This window comes from Paeniglutamicibacter sulfureus (assembly GCF_039535115.1).
GTDB classification, from domain to species: Bacteria; Actinomycetota; Actinomycetes; order Actinomycetales; family Micrococcaceae; genus Paeniglutamicibacter; species Paeniglutamicibacter sulfureus.
In genome coordinates this window covers 2,623,453-2,645,253 of sequence record NZ_BAAAWO010000001.1, presented here as the reverse complement: position 1 = coordinate 2,645,253, position 21,801 = coordinate 2,623,453, and the positions used below count along the sequence as shown (strand labels likewise).

The following is a 21,801-nucleotide window of genomic DNA, read 5'->3' as shown; positions in this document are numbered from 1 at the left end:
CCCGGAGCAACAACATGACCACCACACCAGCAATCGATCAAATGCGCGGTCCCTTGGCGCCGGACTTCGACCCTATGGGCGATGCCTACTACCGGGACCCCACCCGGCACATCACCGAGGCCAGGGGGGACGTCGAAACGTTCTTCTTCCCCTACCTCAATGCCTGGATCGTCAACCGGCGCGCGGATGCCGAGTTCGTGCTCTCGGACTGGAAGAAATTCTCCAGTGCCTCCAACGCCGGCCTGATCCCGGTGCCCGACGCCCACGCCGCGACCATGCCCCCGGAACTGATCTCCCGGATCCTGGTGGGCTCGGACCCCATGGGCCACACCATCGCCCGCCGCGTAGCGCAAAAGGGGTTCCTCCAGCCACGCATTGAGGCCCTGCGCCCGGAGATCGAAGCCCGCGCACATCGCATCCTGGACAAGTTCGACTCCCTGGGCGAGATCGATTTGCTGGAGAACTACTGCCTGGAACTGACAACCCAAACGCTGATGGCGCTTATGGACCTCGGGTCCGAGTACGTGCCGATGATGCACCAGCTGCGCGACGACTTCTTCCAGGTCCTGGCCAGCGCCCAGGAGGAACTGCCCGAGCCGCGGCGCTCCGAGGTGTGGGACCGCTACGTCAAGACCCAGCTGGTCCTGCGCGGCATCGTGGCCGAACGCCGCGAAAGCCAGAACGAGGACCTGATCTCGGTCATGGCCCGCGACAAGGACAAGGACGGCAACTACTCGCTCTCCGAGGCGCAGATCGCGCTGCACCTGAGTGAATTCGCCGCCGCCGGCACCGACACCACCGCCCAGGCCATGGCCAACGCGGTGCTCTTCCTCAACGATTCCCCTCAAAGCGTCACTGAGGCGCTGGAGGATTCGGCGCTGTGGCAGCGCGTGTTCGACGAGACCGTCCGCCGCCGCCCGTCCTCGCCCTTTGCCTCCCGGCGCTCCAACATCGACGTGACCCTCGGAGGGGCGGAGATCAAGGCCGGGGACATGGTCTGGATTTCCCTGGCCAGCGTCAACGTGGATCCCGACCATGTCGAGCGGCCCTTTGAGTTTGATATCCACCGCGAGGATCCGCGGGACCACCTCTCCTTCACCAAGGGACGCCACACCTGCCTGGGCCAGCCGTTGGCCCGGGTCCAGGGCGCGGTTGGCCTGGAGGTGTTGTACGAACGGCTTCCGGGATTGCACCCCGCGGAGAACTGGGAACTGGACTTCATCCGGATGGCCCTGCTGCCTGTGCGGCGCAGCCTGCAGGTCAAGTGGGATGCGAAAGCCATCGAGTCCGGGCACGGACGCGAACTTCCCGCCGATCCGATGGCCACCCTGCAGCTTAGGGTCGGCTCGCGGGTGCAGGAATCGGACGGCGTGATCTCCCTGTCGCTGGTCGATCCCAGCGGTGCGGCACTTCCGTCATGGAAACCCGGCGCCCACATCGATGTCCAGGTCGGGGACCTGGTGCGGCAGTACTCGCTCTGCACCCCGGAGGGCGATCAAGGCGCGTGGCGCATCGGCGTCCTGAAGGAAGCCAACGGCCGAGGCGGCTCCAAGGGCATTCACGAGACCGTGCAGGAAGGCGACCTCGTGACGGTAAGCCACCCGCGCAACAACTTCGCACTGCTGCCCTCTCGCCGCTACATCTTCATTGCCGGCGGGATCGGGGTGACCCCGATCCTGGCCATGGCGACCCAGGCCGAACGCGATGGTGCCCAGTGGTCCATGGTCTATGGCGGACGCTCCCTGGCCACCATGGCGTTCACCGACGAACTGCAGGCATTCGGCGAGAAGGTCAGGCTGGCCCCGGAGGAAACCGAGGGTTACGTCAACTTCAACGAGCTCCTGGGCGAGGTCCAGCCGGACACTCTGATCTACTGCTGCGGACCCGAACCGTTGCTCAAGGTGGTGGAAGCGGCTTCGGCGCACTGGCCCTCCGGCAGCCTGCATGTCGAACGTTTCGTGGCCAAGGAATTCGACACCGGCGGGGATGTCCCCTTCGAGGTGGAATGCGTTGACAGCGGCGTCACGCTGAACATTCCGGTGGGCAAGAGCATCCTGGAAGTCGCCGAGGCCGAGGGGCTCTCGGTGATCTCCTCGTGCGGCGAGGGAACCTGCGGAACCTGCGAAACACCGGTGGTTTCGGGCGAGGTGGACCACCGGGATTCGATCCTGACGGACGAGGAAAAGGTCGCATGCGACTCGATGTTCATCTGCGTCTCGCGCTCCAAGGGCGGGTGCCCGCTTAAGCTCTCGCTGTAGCTCACCGACGCCTTGGTTCCCCAAGGGGGCTGGCTCCGCCGACTCAAAAGTCGGTGGGGTCAGCCCTTTTCGGATTCCGGGAAGGTCGATTCCAGGAAGGCCAGCCACTGGTCGGCGAGGGTGTCGAGCAACAGGTCCATCTTCACGGGCCGGCGCCGGATCACGGCGAAGTACATCATCCGTTCCAAGGCCGACTGCAGCGTCAAAAGGTGCAGCCTGGCCTTTTCATGATCCTTGGCATTGGTGAACCGGCCGAAGGTCCGGGGCATGACCTGGTAGGAATTGGCCAGAGTGGAAATCCACATGTCGGTCACCGCGTCGTCGTTGGCGAGCGCTTGTTCCATGATGGTGAAATCGCTGCGCCGCGTATCCCACAGGGCCATGGTGCTGCGCAGCCAGGCCTTGACATTGCGCAGGGTCGGCTTCGTGATGGCGTCAAGGTCGCTGTAGGCGCGCAGCACATCGGGGGACGATCGCTGCATCAGTTCCAGCACCACTTCGGCCTTGGACTTGAAATACACGTAGAAGGTGGCGCGACTTGTCCCGGCGGACGTGGCGATGTTCTCCGCGGTCGTTTCGTTGTAGCCGCGAATCCTGAATTCGGCTTCGCCGGCGGTGATCAGGCGTTCCCGGGTGAGGCGCTTCTGGGCTTCGCGCGATGACGGCTTTTGGCCTGGGATATCCAGCAATTCGCTGCTGCGACCCCGCTGCGCGGACTTCTTCTCTGGGGCAGTCATTTCACTCGATTTTATCACCGGAGGACCGCACAAGACGGAAGCCGCGGCGGGAATGGCCCAAAGCGGAGCAGTGCGTCGCGGCGTGCGGTGGAGTGGTGGATCCGAAATCACCAAGGCGGCGGGTCCCCAGGTCAAGCACCGGGTCCAGGGGGCCATGTTCTGCGCGGATCTTGGTGTCCCCTAGGAGCACAGGACGCCCTGCGATCGATGGCCCGGACCTACGGGACCGGGATGGTACACAACCCGCAGGAACCGCCCGGGCAGCTACTGGTTCCAGCTGCCCGGGTGGTTCCTGCGGTCCGTTGAACATGGTGTCGCTATGGCTTCGTCAATTCCATGATCTTGTTGCCGTCGACACTTCCGATCAAGAGGCTCCCGTTAACTTCTATGACCGTGGTGGCGTTGGTAAAACCTGTCGAATTTCCCGAGGCGATCTCCTTGGCGGTGAAGTCGCCGGGTTGGATTTCCATGACTTGGAAGCCCGGCTTGGGTGCGGTGGCTCCGCTGCGGAATCCTTGGAAAGTCTCGAAACTGTCGATGTCCTGTCCCGTCACCAGAAGGGTTCCCGAGGCGGTCCAACGCAAGTTATCCGGCATGAAACCAAGTTCCAAGACTTGTGGAGCTGCGTCGGGTTCGTCAACCGAGAACTTTCGGATGTCCCTGCTGCCCCAGCCGGCCGCAAATATGCTCTTGCCGTCCTCGGACACGGCGATGCCGTTTGGTGCGGACATCTCAGAGCCGCGGACCTTCTCCCATCCCTGGGAGGGGGTGGAATGCAGGACGTAGCCGGTCTCATCTCCGGCGAAAGCCGTCTTGAAGCCAGCCATCATGTCGGAGGGGTCGAAGTAGTTCGTCACGTAGAAACCGTCCGAGGCCGGATCCGGGGCGACGCCGTTGCCGAACGTCCCCTTCGGCAGCAATTCACAGCCAATCCAGGTGACGTCCACATTGCCTTGGGGCGAGGGCGCAAGGCTAAAGACCTCGACGGATTCCCTGCCGCCGTGGTTCACGACATAGAGCCGACTCGTTCCATCGGTCTGCTCTTCCAGCCCTATTCCATGCGGCGATGCAACATTCAGTGAAGGGGGAGCGGGACAGTCGCCGTAAAGCTTCTTATCCAGCTCCACGGCGTGCTTGCGTTCTGGCCAGATTTCGGTCAGCTCGAAAGTCGACTTGCCCATGAGATACAGGTGCCCGGAGCCGCCAGCGTCGTTGCCCGGATCCGCCGACATGCCACTAACGATCAACGATTCCGTCCCGGGCAATTCGATGAGGTCCTCGGGTTTGGAAGGGGCGTCAACCAGTCGTTCATTCCAGCCTTCGGCGACAGAGTCTGTCGGGCTGGCTGAAGTAGTGCCATCCTTTGGCCCGCCCGCCTGACCTGTCGCCGATTCGGCGCATCCGCTGGCCAGCAGGGCAAACAGGGCAATTGAAGAGCCGGCTATGGCTTTCCGTCCAAAATGTGCTCGGATCATGCCGCGGCACCTCTTACTTGAATTTTCATCAGGTCCTCTCGTGCAAGCAAATGGCCACTCATATACAGAGCTGGCCGTCTCTTTCCGTTTATTCGGCCGACCAGGTCGGCGGGCCGAAATGATTCAGCATCACGTGGTCGATGCCGACTCGCCTTGCAAGTGAATCTCCTGTGGTCTCATCAGGGCCGTGCAGATGCCTGCTGAGGCCTTCGTGTTGATTTCACTGGGAAGGTTCATCATTAGGAGGAGACGCTAATGTGATCCGCGAGACATGGCCATATGAATCGAGTAAGTTGCGGCACCCAGATATACCTCTAGCGTATGAGATCGTTGAAATCTCCCTATTGGTCCCAGTCCGCAATCTGCCTCTTCCGAAGCTCGACCGTAGGTCCACCGGCAACAAGATCCCACGGGGAATGTCCCTCGACGACGGAAGTGGTCAGGAAGCACAAAGTCGGAGGCTCTCTCCAGGACGGGTGGGCATCTTATCTGGCCTGCGACAATGTCGAACGCGAAGTCTTGACCGCGCCTCCACTCGCAGGTGGACGACCGTTAACCATCCGGCCATGTCAACGGACTGTAATCAGTGTGCAACTGGATTTCCCCGTCGGGGAAGCTCGACAAACCCAATGAGGAAAGCCCCCGATATGTCCCGCCCCACGGAAGCCACCACTTCGGTGCCGAACCTGCGCCGGGTCCCCTCCGCCGGTGTCGGTCGGCTGTTTAGGTCCGCTGCCCCCAGCGGACTTGAACCCGAAGGCATGCGGGAACTCAATCGCCTCGAGGTGCGGACGGTCGTGGACCTGCGCGAGTCCTTCGAAATTGCCGAACGCCGGGGCTACGTCCCCCACGGCGCCGTGCATGTTTCCGTCCCGCTGTATCTCGGTCCACTGCCCGTGGCCACTGCCATCGAGGATGTCTACTATCGCCTGCTGACCACCCGCGGCACGGAAATCACCAAGGCCGCGGGCGCCATCGCCGCAGGTCTGCCGACCGGCGTGCTGGTGCACTGCGCCGCAGGGAAGGACCGCACTGGCCTGGTGGTGGCCCTGGTCCTTGAAGTCGCGGGCGTCCCGCGACAGATCCTGCTTGACGACTATGCGCGCAGCGCCAGAGACCTGCCGGCGATCTACCGCGAACGCGTGAACCACGAATTGTCCTGTGCGCTGGGAGACAGCTCGGAATTGCAGGCCGCGCTCCACTTGCACCTGGAAAGTCCGGCGGCGGCCCTTGACGCTGCACTGGACATGGTCGAAGCGCGCTTCGGTTCGGCCGCCTGCTACCTACTGGCCCACGGGCTGGATCCGGCCGACCTGACCATTCTGCGCGAGGAGTTGGCGGGACCCGGTGCCGCGGAGGAAGCCGGCCCGGACCTATGAGCGCAACCGGCACCACGTTGGTGCAATTGACGGACACCCACTTATTGACAGGCGGAGCCCTGCTGCACGGGCGGATCGACACCTGGGCGCGCACCGCCGAGGCGCTGGAAGCCGCCGCCCGGTTTGCCCCCGACGCCGTCCTGGTGACAGGCGACATTGCCGACCGCGGTGCGCAGGTCCATGCCCGTGCGGCGAGGTTGTTTGAGCAGGCGGAGAGGGAACTGCAATGCCCGATCATCGTGGTGCCGGGCAACCACGATCCGGCCGGCTCGGTGGGTGCGAGGTTCAATCGAAAGCGCATCGCCAGCGGCCCCAATCCGGCGGACACGGTGCACATGATCGGGGGCTTGCGGATCATTGGGCTGGACACCCACGGGTTCCGCGAGGCTGCCGGCGGACTCAGCCAGCCACAGCTTCGATGGCTGTTGGCCGTGTTGGAGACTCCCGCCCCCGGCGGGACGGTCCTCGCGCTGCACCATCCACCGATTGACTGCCTGATGCCAGCCCTGGCAGGCCGCGGACTGGCCCGCCCCGGGGAACTGGCCGCCGTCCTGGCCGGAAGTGATGTCAGGGCCATCCTCTGCGGGCACTACCATCTGCCCACGTCCGGAAGCCTGGGAACCATTCCGGTGTGGGTTGGACCGGCGGTCTCCTACAACCACAAGCTCTTCGCCACCGACGCTCCGGCCCATGACCAGGACACAAGTTGGTTCAGCGTCATCAAGGTCGGGAGCGGGCAGTTGTCGGCAACCCCGGTCCGGGTGCCACGACCCCTTGCCGTTACCGCGCAGGTGGTGGCGATGCCCGCCCGGCAACCTGCCTTGCTCTGAAGATCCCAGCAAAACCCCTAACACCCACTCGCAAGCCGCACCCCTGGGGGTGCGGCACTTCAAGGAGAAGAAATGAACAAGCGTCTGAGCGCGATTGCCCCGTTGATGTTGATCCCCGTGTTGGGCCTGACCGCCTGCGCCGGCGGAGCCTCCGCCGACGGGGCGGGGGAGGCAGCACCCAAGACCCTCACGGTTTACACCTCCGAGCCGCAAGCCAAGATCGACCAGGTCGTCGAGGCCTTTGAAAAGGCCAACGAAGGTGTAAACGTCGAGGTCTTCCGTGCCGCCACCGGCGAGCTCAAGACCCGCATCGCCACGGAAAAGCAGGCAGGCAAGATCACCGCCGACGTCATCCTGGCGGCCGATGTCCCCACCTTCGAGGCCTATGCTGCCGACGGCGCGCTGGCCTCGCTGGACGTGGAGAACGCCGCCGCGCTGGATCCGAAGTTCGCCGACCCCGATGGCTTCTGGGTGGGCACCCGGATCATCCCCACCATCATTGCCTACAACACCGGCGCCATCACCGAGGCACCCGCCAGCTGGGCCGCGCTCACCGAGGACACCTACAAGGGCAAGATCGCCATGCCAAACCCGGATGTCTCGGGTGCAGCTGCATTCAACACCGCGGTCTGGCTGCAGGAACCGGCACTGGGCAAGTCATGGATGGAATCGCTGGTGGCCAATGAGCCCACGGTCCTTGAAAGCAACGGTCCGGTCGGACAGGCAGTGGCCGCGGGAAGCTCCGACGTAGGCATCGTGGTCGATTACGTGGCGCGCGAACTGGCCGCCAAGGGCTCACCCATTGCAGTGGGCTACCCGAGCGATGGCGTGCCCTACGTGTCGCAGCCCGCCGGTGTCTTTGCCGATTCCGAGAACCAGGAAGTCGCCAACGACTTCGTTGATTTCCTGATTTCCAAGGAAGGCCAGGAGCTGGCGGTGACGCAGTCCTACCTGCCGGTTCGCTCGGATGCAGGTGTCCCTGCCGGTGCTCCGGCACTGAACGAGATCAACCTGCTGGACCCGGACCAGGTCAAGATCGCAGCCGGCCAGTCTGAAGCAGTCGAGTACTTCAACTCCCTGCTGAAGTAATACGCCCATGACGACCCACACCATCGACAAAGCAGCCACGAAGCCGGAACAAGTACACGCCGACGGCGCAACCGCACCGATTCGGAAGCGGCCGACTGGCAAGAAGCTGTTCCGTGGACCCCGCCGGTCCGGGGACGGCCTCGGGGTGCTGCGCACGGTGGTGTGGGTCGCCGTTGCGTTCCTGGTGGGGCTGCCACTTGCGGCATTGGCCGTGCAGGGAATCCAGCCTGCAGCACGGCAAGTCTTCGGGGATCCGGCGGTGGCTACGGCCGCGCTGAACTCGGTGGCCAGCGCCTCCGGCTCGGCACTGCTGGCCACGATCGCCGGCGCGTTTCTCGCCGTGGTGCTCGAACGCAGCAACGTGCCGTCCAAGGGCATGCTGCGCTGGCTGGTCATGCTGCCCTTCTTGATCCCGCCGTTCATTGGCGCCATGGCATGGATGGCACTGCTCGGTGCCAACGGCCCGGTCAACAAGTCCCTGCAGGGGCTGGGCATCGACGCCGAGATGAGCATCTTCGGCGGCTGGGGAGTGGTGTTCCTGCTCGCGGTGCATTCCTACCCCGTGGCCTACCTGGTCATTGCCGCCGCGCTGCGGCGGATCCCCGGGAACCTGGAGGAAGCGGCACGAATCTCCGGGGCGGGAACCGCCCGGGTGCTCGGCACCGTGACGCTTCCGTTGCTGCGCCCCGGGCTGTTTGCTGCCTTCGTGCTCACCCTGGTGGCAAACCTGTCCGACTTCGGCATCCCGGCATTGATCGGGCTTCCCCAGCGCTACACGACCTTGACCACGCTGGTCTATCGCTACCTGGCCTCCAGCACCACCAGCAACCCGCTGCCCGCGGTCTCGGCAATCGGCCTGGTGCTCTTGGCGCTCGCCGTGCTCACCGTACTTGCCCAACGCCGGCTGCCTGCCGGCACGCAATGGGGTTCCGGGGCCACCGGCATGGATTTGGAGTTGGGCCGAGCCCGTCTTCCGCTGGTCATCCTGTTGTGGTCATGGGTGGGGATCATTTGCCTGGTGCCCTTGCTGGCGTTGGCCACCCAAGCGTTGCTGCCGGCCCCGGGTGTCCCGCTGACGTGGGAAAACCTGACCATGGACAACATCGTTCGGGCCTCCACCTCACCCGGTGCGGTGTCCGGGATCGGGAACTCGGTGATGCTGGCCGGGGGAGCGGCGGTGTGCTGCACCGTGCTGGGAATGGGCATTGCGCTGCTGCTGACCCGCGGCAGGCACCGCAGCAACGGGTCACTCGATGTGGCGGCGACCCTGCCCCAGGCCCTGCCGGGTCTGGTGATTGCCGTGGGGTGGTTGCTGATTGCCCCCATGCTGGGAATCTTCAATACCGGTTGGGTGATCCTGGGTGCCTACGTCATGGCATTCACTGCTCTGGTGGTCCAGGCCGTGCGCGCACCGATGGACTCCGTGTCCTCCGCGCTCGAGGAGGCCGCCCGCTCCGCCGGGGCAACTCCGTTGCGTGCCCTGCTGGATGTCACCGCTCGCCTGGCGGGCCCGGCCGCCGTGACCGGCGGGGTCGTGGTGTTGTTGACAGCTGTGCGGGAACTGACCATTTCCATCCTGTTGGTGGCCCCCGGAAGCCAGACCCTGGGCGTGACCATCTTCAACCTGCAACAGTCGGGCGACTACGGCGGAGCCTCCGCCCTTGCCCTGGTGGTTGCCCTGGTGGGAATCCTCGGACTCTCGGCCACTGCCGCGCTGGCCAACCGCCGTGCGGACAAATAAGAATCTCCTGAAAGGAACTTCCCGTGGCAACCATTGAAATGACCAATCTGGGCCATGTCTACGGCGACGGGCATGTGGGCTTGGAAGGGATCGACCTTGACGTTAAGAACGGCGAGTTCCTAGCCTTGCTCGGCCCCTCCGGCTCGGGCAAGACGACACTCCTTCGGACCATCGCCGGTTTCATCCGTCCGACCGCCGGAAATCTTGCGATCGGCGGAAGCCCCATGGCCGGGGACGGAGTGTGGGTGCCTCCCGAGAAGCGTGCACTGGGCATGGTCTTTCAGGACCACGCTATTTGGCCGCACCTGAGCGTTGCGGGCAACGTCGGCTATCCGCTGAAACTGGAAGGCGTTCCGCGGCCGCAGCTGGCCAAGAGGGTGGACGCCGTGTTGGAGCAGGTAGGTCTTGCCGAATATGCCAACCGGAAACCAGCGGCGCTCTCCGGTGGCCAACGCCAGCGCGTGGCACTGGCCCGGGCGATCGTGGCCAAGCCACAGGCGCTGCTGCTGGACGAAGCGCTTTCCGCACTCGACGAGCCCCTGCGAGCCCGGCTCCGGCTGGAACTGCGAGAGCTGACCCGCGAGGAAGGGCTGACAGCGGTGCACGTGACGCACGACCGCGCCGAGGCGCTTGGGCTTGCCGACCGGGTGGCCGTGCTGAACCAGGGAAAAATCCAACAGATCGGGACACCCAGGGAATTGCTGCAAACACCGGCAAACGCCTTTGTCGCATCCTTCGTCTCGGATGCAACGCTGTTCCCCGGCACCCTGGTGGACGGGAACTTCCATGCGGACCATCCCGGCTTCCGGCTGCCGGTCCAACACGGTTTGTCCCGGGATGGGAAGACCCAAATGATCGGTGTTCGGCCAGCGGCCGGGACGCGGTCGAGGCGAGCCGTGGCCGCGGTGGCGCCGACTGCCATTCGGCTGGACCCCGAGGACAAGCAAACCAGGGCGGAAGCCCGGACCGGAGCAACGCTGGCCCGAGTCACTTCCGCGCTGTACGGGCGGCATGGATATGAAACGAGCCTGGATTGGGCAGGCACCCGGCTGCGCGTGCTGGTCCACGGATGGGTTCCGAAGGAGGGCGAGTTGGTCCGCCCGGTGATCGAGCAGGCACATGTGTTCTGCGACGAGGTGGACACCGCCGGAGAGCATGCGGCCTGAGTGGACTGGATTGTTTCGAGGCGTGCAGGAACGGTGAACAACTCGGCGGCCGATCGCCGGCTACCAACTCCTCCAAGAGAAGCTGGCCGCGCCCATGGCCATGTTCTGCGAAGCGCGTGACAAGAATCGCGAAGGAGTGAGAGCACGAGACTCCGTGCTGTCACTCCTTCGCGATTGATTCAGGCATCATCCGCTCCCCGCGGACAGAGGCAAGTGCGAACTCGGAATCCCCGGTGCCTGTCCATGACCACGGCCCGCGCGGAGGTTTAGGGGCGCTTGTCCAAGCGCTTGCGCGCTTCTTCCCGCGCGCGTTCGATCTTGTCCAGGTGCTTGCCCTTGGTGGCTTTTCCAGCCAGGACCGCTGCCTTGTCGACCACCTGGCCACCGGCCTGCCTGACCTTGGGGTTTTTCGCTGCTTCCATAAGGATCTTGCTGAATTTACTGAAACCTGCCACGGCGTTTCCCACCTTCTGTCATCGGAATCATGCGGTCGAAATTAATGATCGCATGTCTATCCAACGGATGGGGGTGCCGGATCATCCCCGGTGCCGAGGTCAACGGCCGCCGTTTCCCGCGACGATCTGATTTCGAGCATGGGCGCATCTCCGAAGCGGGTCACTTCCACGGACGCTCGCGGCGGCAGCGGGTGGTCGGTCAGGAACCTGGGCGGGTTCGGGGCCTCGGGACTCACTTGGCTTGCCATTCGCGGGCGTGCTTGATGACTGCCTTCGCATCGGAGCCGTTGAACTTGCCGATCAGGTCGTAGTTGAACATCTTCTCCACGGAAGTACCGACGGCTCAGGAACCGTGTTCCACCTCACCTGGTGGGCCCGGAAGGAATAGCGTTGCCCCGGGGCAGGTTGCACCAAGCAACCCACCCCAACGTTTGGAGTACTGCCCCATGGACCTGTTTTCCCCGCTCACCCTCGGAGAGCTCGAACTTCCCAACCGACTCGTCATGGCGCCGCTGACCCGCTCCCGTTCCCGCGTGGACGGCGTGCCGAACGACGACGTAGTCGAGTACTACCGCCAGCGCGCCTCGATGGGACTGATCGTGTCCGAAGGTGTGTACCCCAGCGCCACCGGCCAGGGGTTCGTCCGCCAGCCGGGCCTGGCCAGCGAGGAACAGATTGCCGGATGGAAGCGCGTGACCGACGCGGTCCACGCCGAGGGCGGCCTCATCGTCGCCCAGGTGATGCACGCCGGCCGGGTCACGCACCCCGAGACCACCGGGCAGGACCAGGTCGTCGCCCCGAGCGCCATTGCGGTGGAGGGGCTGACCCGGACCTACACCGGCAAGCATGCCTACCCCGTCCCGCATGCCCTGGAGACCGGCGAGCTGCCCGGAATCATCGAGGAGTTCGTGACCGGATCCCGCAATGCGATGGCCGCGGGCTTCGACGGCGTGGAACTGCACGGCGCCAACGGCTACCTGCTGCACGAGTTCCTGGCCCCTAGCTCCAACACCCGTACCGACGCCTACGGTGGATCCCCGGAAAACCGGGCGCGCTTCGTTATCGAGGTCGTCACCGCCGTGGCCAAGGCCATCGGTGCGGGCCGGACAGGCCTGCGCATTTCCCCCGAGCACAACGTCCAGGGTGCGGTGGAGAGCGATCCGGTGGACACCGCGGCTACCTATGCCGCGCTCATCGACGGGATCGCACCCCTGGGCCTGGCCGCCCTGAGCGTCCTGCATGCCGATCCCTCCGGCGAACTGGTCCAGGACCTGCGCTCACGGTTCAATGGACCCGTCCTGCTGAACACCGGGTTCCAGACCGTCACCACCTACGACGACGCGGCCGCGGTGGCCGCCAACGGCTGGGGCGACGCCGTGGTGGTCGGCCGCCCGGCGATCGCCAACCCCGACCTGGTGCGCCGCTGGCAGGAAGGCCTGCCGCTGAACGAGCCCGATTCCTCCACCTTCTACACCGAGGGTGCCGCCGGCTACACCGACTACCCGTTCTGGGAGAACTAAGCCGGCGGTTCATAAGTGCGCGGGGTTCCCCGCCGATTGACGTGAGGACTTGGCGCCTGCGCAAAAATGTGTGGGGTGGACGAACCGAAGTTCGTCCACCCCACACGTATTTCTTGGGTTTCCGTTAGGCCGCGTCCACCAAGGACCCGTCATTGAGATCTTTGCCCCGTGTTTCGGGGGAAGCAATTGCTGCGACGAGCACAAAGGCGCAAAGCACCATCAGGTAGATGTCGAAGATCCGTGGATTGCCTTGCGAGTAGAGCCACGTCTGCAGATACGGAGCCGTGCCACCCGCCAAGGCCCCGGCGATGGAGTACGGCAGGCCCATCCCCACGGCCCGCACGTGCGTGGGGAACTGCTCCGGGAAGGTTGCCGGCATGATCGCCGTTGGTGCCGAAATCAGCACCATGCCGATGCCCATGTAGAAGGCCAGGCGCCACACTTCCGGACCGCCGTTGAGCACCAGCGTCAGCGGAATGATGAGCACGATGGCGCCGACTGCGAAGAAGTACCAATTGAACTTGCGTCCCACCCGGTCCGAGAGCCAGCCCCAGAACACCAGGCAGGCCATGAAGAACACGTTGGCGCCTGTGCTGATCCACAGCACCTGCGTCGGATCCATCTTGAGCGGGCCCATGGCAAAGGCGGGTGCCATGATCGACCAGACGTAGAACATGACGGTTCCGCCGGCGGCCAGGCCAACGATGCGCAGGCAAGCGCGACGGTGGCGCCAAATCTCGCGACCCAGGCCGCGCGTGCGTGGAATGGCCAGACCCGCGGCCCTGGCTGCCGCGGCGGCTTCGACCTTGGCACGAAACATCGGCGTTTCATCCAGCTTGCGGCGAAGGTACAGGGCATAAACACCTAGCAATCCACCGAGGATGAACGGTACGCGCCAGGCCCACTCGCGCACGGCATCGGTACCCAGCGTCGAGGAAAGGATCGCTCCGAGCAAAGTTGCGGCGATGACGCCGAGGGTGACGAAGACGAAGACGGAGGAAGACCACAAGCCGCGCGATTTACGCGGGGCCATTTCCGTCACGTAGGTGAAGGACGAGACCACTTCTCCGCCGTGTCCGAGTCCCTGCAACATGCGTCCAAGGAGCAAGAAGACCGCCGCGGCCGCACCGATCATTTGGTAGTTGGGGGAGATGCCGATGAGCAGGCTTCCCCCGGCCGTGATCAGCATTGACACCGACATGGCTTGGCGGCGTCCATATTTGTCGGCGAACCAACCGAAGAACAACCCGCCCAGAGGTCTCATGAAGAAGCCGGCGCCAAAGATGGCGAGGGTCCCCAGCAGAGCGGTGACGGGGTCCTTGGCGTGAAAGAACTGTCCGGCGAAGTACGCGGCAAATATGGAATACGCCGTCCAGTCGTACCATTCGAGGGCATTTCCCACGCCCACGCCCAGGATGATCTTGCGCTTTTCCTTGCGGTCCATGGCTGAACCGGGCAAGGCCGTTAATGCCGTGGCAGTTGTTGAATCACTCATGATGTAAACCTTTGCGAGTAGGTGTCGAAGGAGAACTTTGGAGTCCGTGGAAAGGCCACGACCTTTTTATAGGCGCCGCCTGGGTGGGGCATGGCTCACCCCGAATCTGGTGCATTTTTGGCCCTTGGGCCGTTATCGAATTCTGGCGGTCGTCATGTGAATGCCAGATCTTGGCAGGGGTCCTGCTATGCGGCGAGTTGCCGAAAGGCGGAGTCGTGGAATACCAAGGGGCTGGTGGTCTTGTCGGCGTGTAGGGCGTGGATCTCCAGCAGCACGACGTCGTGGTCCCCAGCGGGATGTTCGTCGAAGATGCTGCATTCAAACCACAGTGAAGCATGGGGCAACAGCAGGGCGCCGGACTCCAAGCGGTGAACCTCCACGTCGGCGAATCTGGCGTTCTTGTCGCGGTTGGCCAGTTGCCGGCAAAGGGCGCCCTGGTCCTGCCCCAAGATGGAAACGCCCACGCGTCTCGCCTGTCGCAGGATGGGCCACGTCCCGGAGGACTTCTGTACTGCGAACATCACGAGGGCCGGCTCTAGTGAGACTCCAACGGTGAACGACGAAGCGACGAGTGCGTGGGCAGCCCCATCGACCTCGGCCGTCATCGCGGCAACCCCGGAGGGGAAATGGGCAAAGGTCTCGCGAAGGACCTGCGAGTCCAGGGTCTGGGGTGTCAAGATCATTTTCTGCTCCTTGGCTGGTTCTTCCGCCGGCGCAGGAGTCCGGTGGAACTTCCTGTGAGCAGTAGCTTGCCAGAGGAAGACGATCCTGTATAGCCCTTTTTGAACGCTCGTCTAGATTTCGGCAATATGACGCGTCTCACAAATGCGTATTGCGCATTCGTGGCGACCGTAGTAGCTTCGGTCATATCGTTCGGCGCCAGTGCGCCAGCCACCATGAAGGAGCAAAAGATGACACAACTTACCCAGCAGCAGACCAGTCGCCTGAGCGTTGTCAGGCAATCCGAGCGGGAAAACCTGTGGTTTCTGGGCGACTTGATCCAGCCGATCATTACCAGCGAAATGACAGACGGCCGATTCATGATGGCACTGACCCACTCAAAGCTTGCCTCGGAGCCGCCGCTGCATGAACACGTCGGCGAGGACGAGATCTTTTACATCCTTGAGGGAACCGTGACATTTTGGGCCGCCGAAGCCGATGGGCTGACACTGGGCCCCGGCGACTGCATCCTGATGCCCAAGGATGTCCCGCATACCTTCCAGGCGAGCCCCGACATCGAAGCCAAGTGGTTGGTCATGTCGGCACCCGGGGGACTGGAGAAGTTCTTCCGTGCCGTCGCCATTCCGGCGGAGTACGCTGGCCCGCAGCGGGACTGGGAAATGGACGAGGAAACCGAACAGCGACTCCAGAATGCTTGCGACGACTTCAATATCACCCTCCTGGCCGAGCCGGGCGTGGTGACGGGAACGGGCATCTAATGGGACAGACGTCCGACGGGCAACTGGTTGTAGTGCGGAAGTTCTGGGATGCCCAGGCCGTTGGAGACGAGCAGTCAGCACGCTCGGTGCTGGCCGAGGACCTCGAGTGGACTGTAGTAGGTCAGCACTCCCAACTGGCACGAACGTATCGAGGGGTGGATGAATTCTTCGATGAATTGATCGGAACACTTGCGGCGACATTCGTGCCGGGCAGCGCGGTCATGGAGATCCGGGGCATGTACCTCGATGTCGGTCAGTCCGTGGTGGTCACGCATCTGCGGGAGACCGCAAGCACCCGTGACGGACTGTTGTTCGACAACGACATCGTCACCATCATGACCGTCGCAGGCGGCCGGATCGCCAAATGCCAGGAATTCATGGATCTCCACGAGGTCCGCCGGGCGTTCGGCGAGGAAATCCGAAACGCACCCATTGCAACATTCAACGTACAAGGTTAGGCAGAGCAATGATCGAAGTAGCAGAAAACCTTTCAAGCGAAACCGCCCGACCGGTCGCGATCTGCGCGCCCCCGTCGGAGATCACCGCGGACATGGTTAAGCGTGTTCACGAGATCGGCCCGTTGCTGCGCAGGAATGCGGTGGACGCCGATGCACAGAGGGTGATGTCCGACGAATCAATCGAGGCCCTGGACTCCATTGGAGCCATGCGCATCTCGGCGATGCAACGCTATGGAGGGTATGAAGGCGGCGCCTCGATGCTTCTTGAGGTGGCTCGAACCATCGGCTTCTACGACCCGGCCGCCGCCTGGTGCACCGTGATTTCCAATGGTTCGGTCATGCTCGCCAACCGCTATTCCGACGAGGTGCTCGACGAAGTGTTCGCCGGCGGTCCGGTGCGCATGGCCTCGATCTTCGCCAGCCCCCAGGGAACCGCGACTCCCGAGGCCGGGGGCTGGCGGGTCAGCGGCGAATGGCCATTTGCGTCGAATTCCTCGCACTCCGAGTGGGCCATTGGCATTCTCTTCATCGAAGACGGCACCACCGAAACTCCACAGATTGGGTTTGCGCTCATGCGCCGCGGGGAATACGAGGTCAGGGACACCTGGCACACCATTGGCATGCGGGGATCCGGGTCCAACACCATGCACACCAAGGACCTCTGGGTGCCGCAGGGCAGGGTCATCACCTTTACCCAGCTGATGGGCGATGCAAACGAAAGGGACCCCCGGGCCACGTTTGCCCGGCGACTCACCCCGCACCTGACCATGTCGACCACCATTCAGGCGGCCTCGCTGGGAGCTGCGCAGGCTGCACTTGACCACGTGACCGAGAAAGCCCAAAACCGGGGCATTACCTACACCCACTACAAGCGCCAAATCGACTCGGGTGCCTTCGTCCAGAACCTGGGACAGGCCAGCATGAAGATCGACTCGGCACTGTTGTTGCTCCAGCGTTCTGCTGCCGAAATTGATGAAGCAGCGGCAGGAACCGCTCCCATGCCCTTGGCAAACCGCGCCAGACACCGGGGCGGCATCGGGCACGCGGGACATGAGTTGGTGGATGCAGTCAATGACCTGTGCTGGCTTCACGGCACCGCTGCCTTTGCCGAGAACAGCCTGCTGGGACGGATGTGGCGGGATATTAATACGGGCACTCGACATGCCTCGATCACCGCCCACATGGGATATGAACTCCACGGCAACGGGCTGACCGATACCGTCTACATCTCCACCAAGCTCTAGGCCGGGGCAAGGATGGGAACCTCGACGTCGCCAAGAATCGACGGTTTGAAGTCGAAGATCGACCAAGCCGGCATACGTGCGGTGCTTGGAATCCGCTATGCGCAGCTCTCCAATGGAGAGCGGTTTTCGGCCCCGGTGGCAGTGCATGGACAACTGGAAGTCCAAAGACTGGCGGAGGTTCCCGTCTTTCCCCAGCTCCCCAGTCGCCTGGCCAGTGTCATGGGCACGGGCAGGGATAACCCGCAAACCGAGGACTCCTTCTTCCTGAATGTTTGGGCACCCGAGGGTGCCGTTGGATTGCCCGTCCTGGTCTTCGTCCATGGCGGTGCCTGGACGAGCGGCGGAGGATCCAACGAGTGGTATGACGGGTCGGCGCTTTCGGCCGAGAACATGGTGGTCGTTACCTTAAACTACCGCATCGGTCCCGTGGCCCATCTGGCGGCACCCGGGGCTCTGGACCTCCCGCTGCAGGATTTGGCATTGGCCCTTCAATGGGTCAGCGAAAACATCGGCGCCTTTGGCGGAGATCCTGACGAAGTCACCCTGGCCGGCCAATCTGCGGGGGCTTGGTATGTACATCTGCTCAGCATGGATCCGGGTGCGAAGGGACTTATGCGCCGTGTTGCCTTGCTGAGCATGGCGACGCGTGAGCCGTGGAGCAGGGGAAAGCTGGAGACTGTGAGGGATGCCGCCGCCAACCGATTGCATCCCCGGAGCCTTGAAAATGCCGAGGTGGGGGACTTGCTCAAAGCGGGCGTCGGCGCGCTGCAGGAAACAGCCGAACGCCGCGGACTGGGCCACGCGCCATCCGGTTATCTGCCAGGCCTTGCCGAAAACATCCCGGAGGATTTCCTGCGAACCGAATGGTGTGCACAGAACGTCCACGTGAACGACGTCCTGCTAAGTTTTACGGCCCAGGAAACGGGGACGTTCTTCTGCGAAGCATCGGAGGAAAGGTCGGTGACCCATGAAGCCGTCGACGCGTGGGTGGCAACCTTGGATGAAGCGGATCTCCCGCCGGACATGGACCTTCGATGCCGATCCCTGGAACCGTACGATCGGATCGTACACATCTCGTCATGGGTTCAATTCCAGCGTTTTCCGACAGAGCTGGACAACGCGTACAGCGAACGTGGGTTGAATTCCCATCTCGTGCGCCTTGCGATGCGGAGTCTGCAACCCGGAGTCTTAAGCGGTCATTGCCTCGACCTGCCATATTGGTTTGGGACCCCTAACGCGTGGGCGGATGCGCCGATGCTTCAAGGCGTTGACCCCGAGGAATTCGCTATCGAGTCCCTACGATTGCGCCGACTTTTGGCGCGTTTTGTGCAGGGCCACCGGAGTGCGTAGTGCCGTGGATGATGCGTTGGGCGTGCCATCCGGCCAACGGGCTCAGCAGGGCTCGCAAATCAAGGAATAGGTAGCGGGCAGCTCCTCCTTTCCACGAATTGGGAAGGGCTTCCAGGGGAAGCCCCGGATCGAGGTACGGAAGGGTCCGCCAGTCGGTCACCATGCGGATATAGTCGACGAAGGCTTCCCGGGAGCCTTCCTCCGTTTGCTGGGCGTGTTTGCCCCACCGGGCGAGCAGCGGCGAATACTTGTCTATGAATTCCTGGTAGTGCGCCTCCAAGGTGTCCAGATCCCACCACTGGGCGACCTTGGCGCGAAGTTCTTCCGGGCCACCATGGTTGGCGTGGAAAAAATCGACAAATTGCAACAGGTCATTGTCTTGGAGGTATTCGAGGGCCTCGTCATAGACGTGCCCGGGTGCAACACAGAGTCCCGCGCTGACGGTGCCGAATCCCATGCGAGAGAGTCCGCTGCGGATTTTGTGTCGCTGGCCGCGTTGGGTTTCCGGGACCGAAAAGGAAACCAACAACCAAGGATCGGACGCGCGGGCAGGGTGGGGTGAAAAGATTCGTTCGTCTCCGACGCGCATGTGTTCTTCGAGCTCGGCCGAAAGTGCATAGCCGGCCTCGCCATTAATGCGTTCGCTGGTGAGCACTTCCCGCTTCTTGAGCCGGGAAATGGATGATCGAACGCTGGCTGGCTCGGCGCCCAGGTCCTGGAGAAGGTGCACAATTGCGGCCACCGCTATCGGCACGCCGGCAGGACGGGCATACAGCCCAAACACCGTCAGGATATGGCGATGGTGGGCGGCTTGCCCGCTTTCCCCGGTCAGACGGCCGGCGATGATTTCTTCAATTGCACGCATGCACTGAGCGTATCAACCAGGAGGCTACCAAGAGACGAGCGCCTTCGAGATGAACCCACCATCTCTGGACCAGCAAGCTGGAATTTTTGCTCGGTAGCGGCTGTCGGGGTCGGCACGATCACCACGGTTGAAGAGACGGAAGCAGCCATTGCCGGAGGTGCGGGCTTCATTGTCACCCTGATCACCGACACCGACACCGGCATCGTTGCCGCCGCGGTAGCGGCGGGCATCCCGGTCTACCCGGGCGGCATGACCCCCACCGAGCTGTTCGCCGGCTGGAAAGCCGGGGCCACCGCGGTGAAGATCTCCCCTGCATCCCAGGTGGGCCAGGGGTTCCTCAATGACCTGCGCGGTCTCTTCCCGAACATCCAGGCAGTCCCCTCGGGAGGCGTCGGCGTTGCCGAGGCAGTTGAATGGATTCGCGCCGGCGCGCTTGCTGTCAGCGTCGGCTGCCCGCTCCTTGGAGACGCATTCAAGGGCGTGGCCGATTCCGTAGGTGTTGACGAGACTTTCAATATCCTGCAAGGGGCAGGTCCGGGATCGCTCGGCCATGACGTGAGCGTGGAGGCGGCCGGAGCCGCAGCGAGCTTGCAGACGGTGCTGGATGCGACCCGTCGTGGCGGAACAGTTGTGCAGCGGGAGATCCTGCCCAAAGACAAGGTTTCGATCTCGCTTTCGGAGCTGGGCCTGCGCGAGCTGACCGTCTTCGGTTCGCAGCTCTTCGAGACCGAGCTGGACGAGGCGGTGGAGCTGCTGGCCGGTCACCCGTTCCTAGCGCAAATCATCAGCCACGACTTCCCACTCCACGAGGCGGAGGCAGCCTTCGCCATGGCTTTGGACTCTGCCGCGTCCTCGAAAGTGGTGATCAAGGTAGGCGCACTCGAGGCCTGAAAGCGGCCGGGGTGCGCCTCGTTCGCACAGGCGCATCCAGGCTGCCAATCATCCCTGTAACGACGGGGCTTTCTGAAACAAAACGCCTAACGACGGAGATGCCATATCACAGCGACGTATCCAGCGGATTCTGCCATAGGACTATTTCGAGATTTCATATGTGCGGTTATCGGCGGTTGAAGGGCGAAACCTCCGTAACCGGCCGTTCACAATCTGACGAAAATCATGGTTCGGTCAGTTCCTGTTCAGGCCGAAGGCGCGTGTCATCAGTGCCTCCTTGTAGTGGGACTCGGCGGTGTTCACCTCCGAGGAGGGCGTGCTGGGCCCGAACACGCGCAGGAGACTGAATACGAAGTGCCGGGCATGGTCCGTCTTCGTCCCTGCTGCTTCCCCGTCGGCGCTGTGGTGAGCGAGCTCGCGCAGGGCGACGTTCCCGCCGTGGCCGTCGCGCGCGTAGGCCGTCCATCGGCCAAGGATGCGTTCGGCGCCGTCGGCCTTGCCAACGTACTGCTTGCCGTTGGTGGAGTCCGTGATGAGGTAGATCCCCTGGACCTCGGACAGGGCGGCGCGCCAGTCGGCGTAGCGCGGGTCCTCCACCATGTCGCGCAGTTGGTGGTACGGGAGCAGCACGCCGTCGAACCCCGGGAAGGGCACCTTGTCCCGGTCCGCGATCTCCAGCACGGGCATGCGTGCGGCACTGGCGGAGGCGGCGCTGCGGTGCCAGCTGCGGGGGTTGTCCCATTCGACCACGAGCCGGTCATACAGGGGCGCCAGGAAATCCGTCGGGCGCAGGTCGAAGCACCGGCGCGTCTCGGTGCGCTCCGCGGCCACTTCGCCGTGATTCTCGAAGGTGCCCCAGAGGCGGGAGCGCCGCTGGCCGTCGGCGACGAGGATCACCCAGTACCGGGCAGGGTCCGCGGGGAAGCGGCGGGGCGAGACGAGTTGTTCCCTGGTGTAGGCAAGGACCCGCTCCTGCGTCAGGTCCTGGGGCCCGCGCAGGGCCAAGGGGTCGCTGGGCTTGAAGGCGTGCCGGATGAGATGCATGTCCGCCGACCGGACCCCCGGCCCGTGGTCTGCCCCCATGCCGGTGAGCACATGGCCCAGGGTGAGGGATGCGAGGGAAGCCGCCCGGGCAGGGACCGCCGCCTCAGCAAGCACGTCGAGAACAACGGATGGGGGAGCAGACATGAAAACCACCCTATGCCACAGGCCCAGGCGTTTTCCCCCACCGCGATTGCTGGACCCACTGGTCACCTCCACGTTGACATGACGTCCGACAGCAGCGCAATCTTCCCCCATGGGTAGTCGACGCCACAGCTGCGCCCCAGGACCCTTACGTCCTAGCGGTCGTTGCAACTCCCAAAAATTGGGGTGTTGCAACTGACCGGTGGAACTTCTGCAATCCTCGG

The 21,801-nt window shown here is 63.6% G+C and carries 19 protein-coding genes; 12 read left to right on the top strand and 7 right to left on the bottom strand.

The window, feature by feature from the left end; translation table 11 throughout:
* The first annotated feature begins 14 nt into the window (after positions 1 to 14).
* A complete protein-coding gene (locus ABD687_RS12075; RefSeq protein WP_310290873.1) occupies positions 15 to 2,258 on the top strand; it encodes a cytochrome P450 in 2,244 nt (747 codons plus the stop codon).
* A 59-nt stretch (positions 2,259 to 2,317) separates the two neighbouring features.
* Here the strand turns inward: ABD687_RS12075 and ABD687_RS12070 are convergent, their stop codons facing one another.
* Entirely contained in the window at positions 2,318 to 2,995 is a 678-nt protein-coding gene (locus tag ABD687_RS12070; RefSeq protein ID WP_310290875.1) for a TetR/AcrR family transcriptional regulator, read from the bottom strand.
* A gap of 317 nt (positions 2,996 to 3,312) precedes the next feature.
* The gene (locus ABD687_RS12065; protein WP_310290877.1) at positions 3,313 to 4,470 is read right to left on the bottom strand and encodes an SMP-30/gluconolactonase/LRE family protein; all 1,158 of its coding nucleotides are present in this window, start codon (positions 4,468 to 4,470) and stop codon (positions 3,313 to 3,315) included.
* 647 nt (positions 4,471 to 5,117) lie between these two features.
* Between ABD687_RS12065 and ABD687_RS12060 the strand changes: the two genes are divergently transcribed.
* The 5 genes from ABD687_RS12060 (at position 5,118) to ABD687_RS12040 (ending at position 10,675) form a co-directional block, all read left to right on the top strand.
* Complete coding sequence (locus tag ABD687_RS12060) at positions 5,118 to 5,849, top strand: tyrosine-protein phosphatase (RefSeq protein WP_310290880.1); 732 nt, start codon at positions 5,118 to 5,120, stop codon at positions 5,847 to 5,849.
* Entirely contained in the window at positions 5,846 to 6,679 is an 834-nt protein-coding gene (locus ABD687_RS12055) for a metallophosphoesterase (RefSeq protein WP_310290882.1), read from the top strand. Before ABD687_RS12060 ends, ABD687_RS12055 begins: the two co-directional genes overlap by 4 nt.
* Before the next feature lie 72 nt (positions 6,680 to 6,751).
* Positions 6,752 to 7,768 carry an ABC transporter substrate-binding protein gene (locus tag ABD687_RS12050; RefSeq protein WP_310290883.1) on the top strand — a complete coding sequence of 339 codons (1,017 nt, stop codon included), beginning with the start codon at positions 6,752 to 6,754 and terminating at the stop codon, positions 7,766 to 7,768.
* Between the two features lie 7 nt (positions 7,769 to 7,775).
* Positions 7,776 to 9,509, top strand: a complete 1,734-nt coding sequence (locus tag ABD687_RS12045) for an ABC transporter permease (protein ID WP_310290886.1) — start codon at positions 7,776 to 7,778, stop codon at positions 9,507 to 9,509.
* Between the two features lie 23 nt (positions 9,510 to 9,532).
* Positions 9,533 to 10,675 (top strand): ABC transporter ATP-binding protein, encoded by a 1,143-nt coding sequence (locus ABD687_RS12040; RefSeq protein ID WP_310290889.1) that lies wholly within the window; start codon positions 9,533 to 9,535, stop codon positions 10,673 to 10,675.
* A 266-nt stretch (positions 10,676 to 10,941) separates the two neighbouring features.
* On the opposite strand, the gene ABD687_RS12035 is transcribed toward ABD687_RS12040, so the two are convergent.
* Complete coding sequence (locus ABD687_RS12035) at positions 10,942 to 11,097, bottom strand: Rv0909 family putative TA system antitoxin (protein ID WP_310290890.1); 156 nt, start codon at positions 11,095 to 11,097, stop codon at positions 10,942 to 10,944.
* A 479-nt stretch (positions 11,098 to 11,576) separates the two neighbouring features.
* Between ABD687_RS12035 and ABD687_RS12030 the strand changes: the two genes are divergently transcribed.
* Positions 11,577 to 12,650: an alkene reductase gene (locus ABD687_RS12030; protein ID WP_310290892.1), complete on the top strand. Its 1,074-nt coding sequence runs from the start codon at positions 11,577 to 11,579 to the stop codon at positions 12,648 to 12,650.
* A 124-nt stretch (positions 12,651 to 12,774) separates the two neighbouring features.
* Here the strand turns inward: ABD687_RS12030 and ABD687_RS12025 are convergent, their stop codons facing one another.
* Both ABD687_RS12025 and ABD687_RS12020 read right to left on the bottom strand, forming a co-directional pair.
* A complete protein-coding gene (locus ABD687_RS12025) occupies positions 12,775 to 14,145 on the bottom strand; it encodes an MFS transporter (RefSeq protein ID WP_310290895.1) in 1,371 nt (456 codons plus the stop codon).
* Between the two features lie 185 nt (positions 14,146 to 14,330).
* Positions 14,331 to 14,828, bottom strand: coding sequence for a flavin reductase family protein (locus ABD687_RS12020; RefSeq protein WP_310290897.1), 498 nt, complete (start codon positions 14,826 to 14,828; stop codon positions 14,331 to 14,333).
* Positions 14,829 to 15,056: 228 nt separating this feature from the next.
* On the opposite strand from ABD687_RS12020, the gene ABD687_RS12015 reads away from it, so the two are divergent.
* The 4 genes from ABD687_RS12015 to ABD687_RS12000 are packed head-to-tail and all read left to right on the top strand — an operon-like array spanning position 15,057 to position 18,636.
* Entirely contained in the window at positions 15,057 to 15,584 is a 528-nt protein-coding gene (locus ABD687_RS12015; RefSeq protein WP_310290898.1) for a cupin domain-containing protein, read from the top strand.
* A complete protein-coding gene (locus ABD687_RS12010; RefSeq protein WP_310290900.1) occupies positions 15,584 to 16,042 on the top strand; it encodes a nuclear transport factor 2 family protein in 459 nt (152 codons plus the stop codon). The genes ABD687_RS12015 and ABD687_RS12010 overlap by 1 nt, the downstream gene beginning before the upstream one ends.
* 8 nt (positions 16,043 to 16,050) lie before the next feature.
* Entirely contained in the window at positions 16,051 to 17,286 is a 1,236-nt protein-coding gene (locus ABD687_RS12005; RefSeq protein ID WP_310290902.1) for an acyl-CoA dehydrogenase family protein, read from the top strand.
* Between the two features lie 45 nt (positions 17,287 to 17,331).
* A complete protein-coding gene (locus ABD687_RS12000) occupies positions 17,332 to 18,636 on the top strand; it encodes a carboxylesterase family protein (protein WP_310290905.1) in 1,305 nt (434 codons plus the stop codon).
* Here ABD687_RS12000 and ABD687_RS11995 read toward each other — a convergent pair.
* Complete coding sequence (locus ABD687_RS11995; protein ID WP_310290907.1) at positions 18,572 to 19,501, bottom strand: PaaX family transcriptional regulator; 930 nt, start codon at positions 19,499 to 19,501, stop codon at positions 18,572 to 18,574. The two genes, ABD687_RS12000 and ABD687_RS11995, sit on opposite strands and share 65 nt — an antisense overlap.
* On the opposite strand from ABD687_RS11995, the gene ABD687_RS11990 reads away from it, so the two are divergent.
* Entirely contained in the window at positions 19,430 to 20,392 is a 963-nt protein-coding gene (locus ABD687_RS11990; protein ID WP_344760991.1) for a zinc-binding dehydrogenase, read from the top strand. The two genes, ABD687_RS11995 and ABD687_RS11990, sit on opposite strands and share 72 nt — an antisense overlap.
* A gap of 234 nt (positions 20,393 to 20,626) precedes the next feature.
* Here the strand turns inward: ABD687_RS11990 and ABD687_RS11985 are convergent, their stop codons facing one another.
* Entirely contained in the window at positions 20,627 to 21,580 is a 954-nt protein-coding gene (locus ABD687_RS11985) for a GIY-YIG nuclease family protein (protein WP_310290911.1), read from the bottom strand.
* Between the last annotated feature and the right edge of the window lie 221 nt (positions 21,581 to 21,801).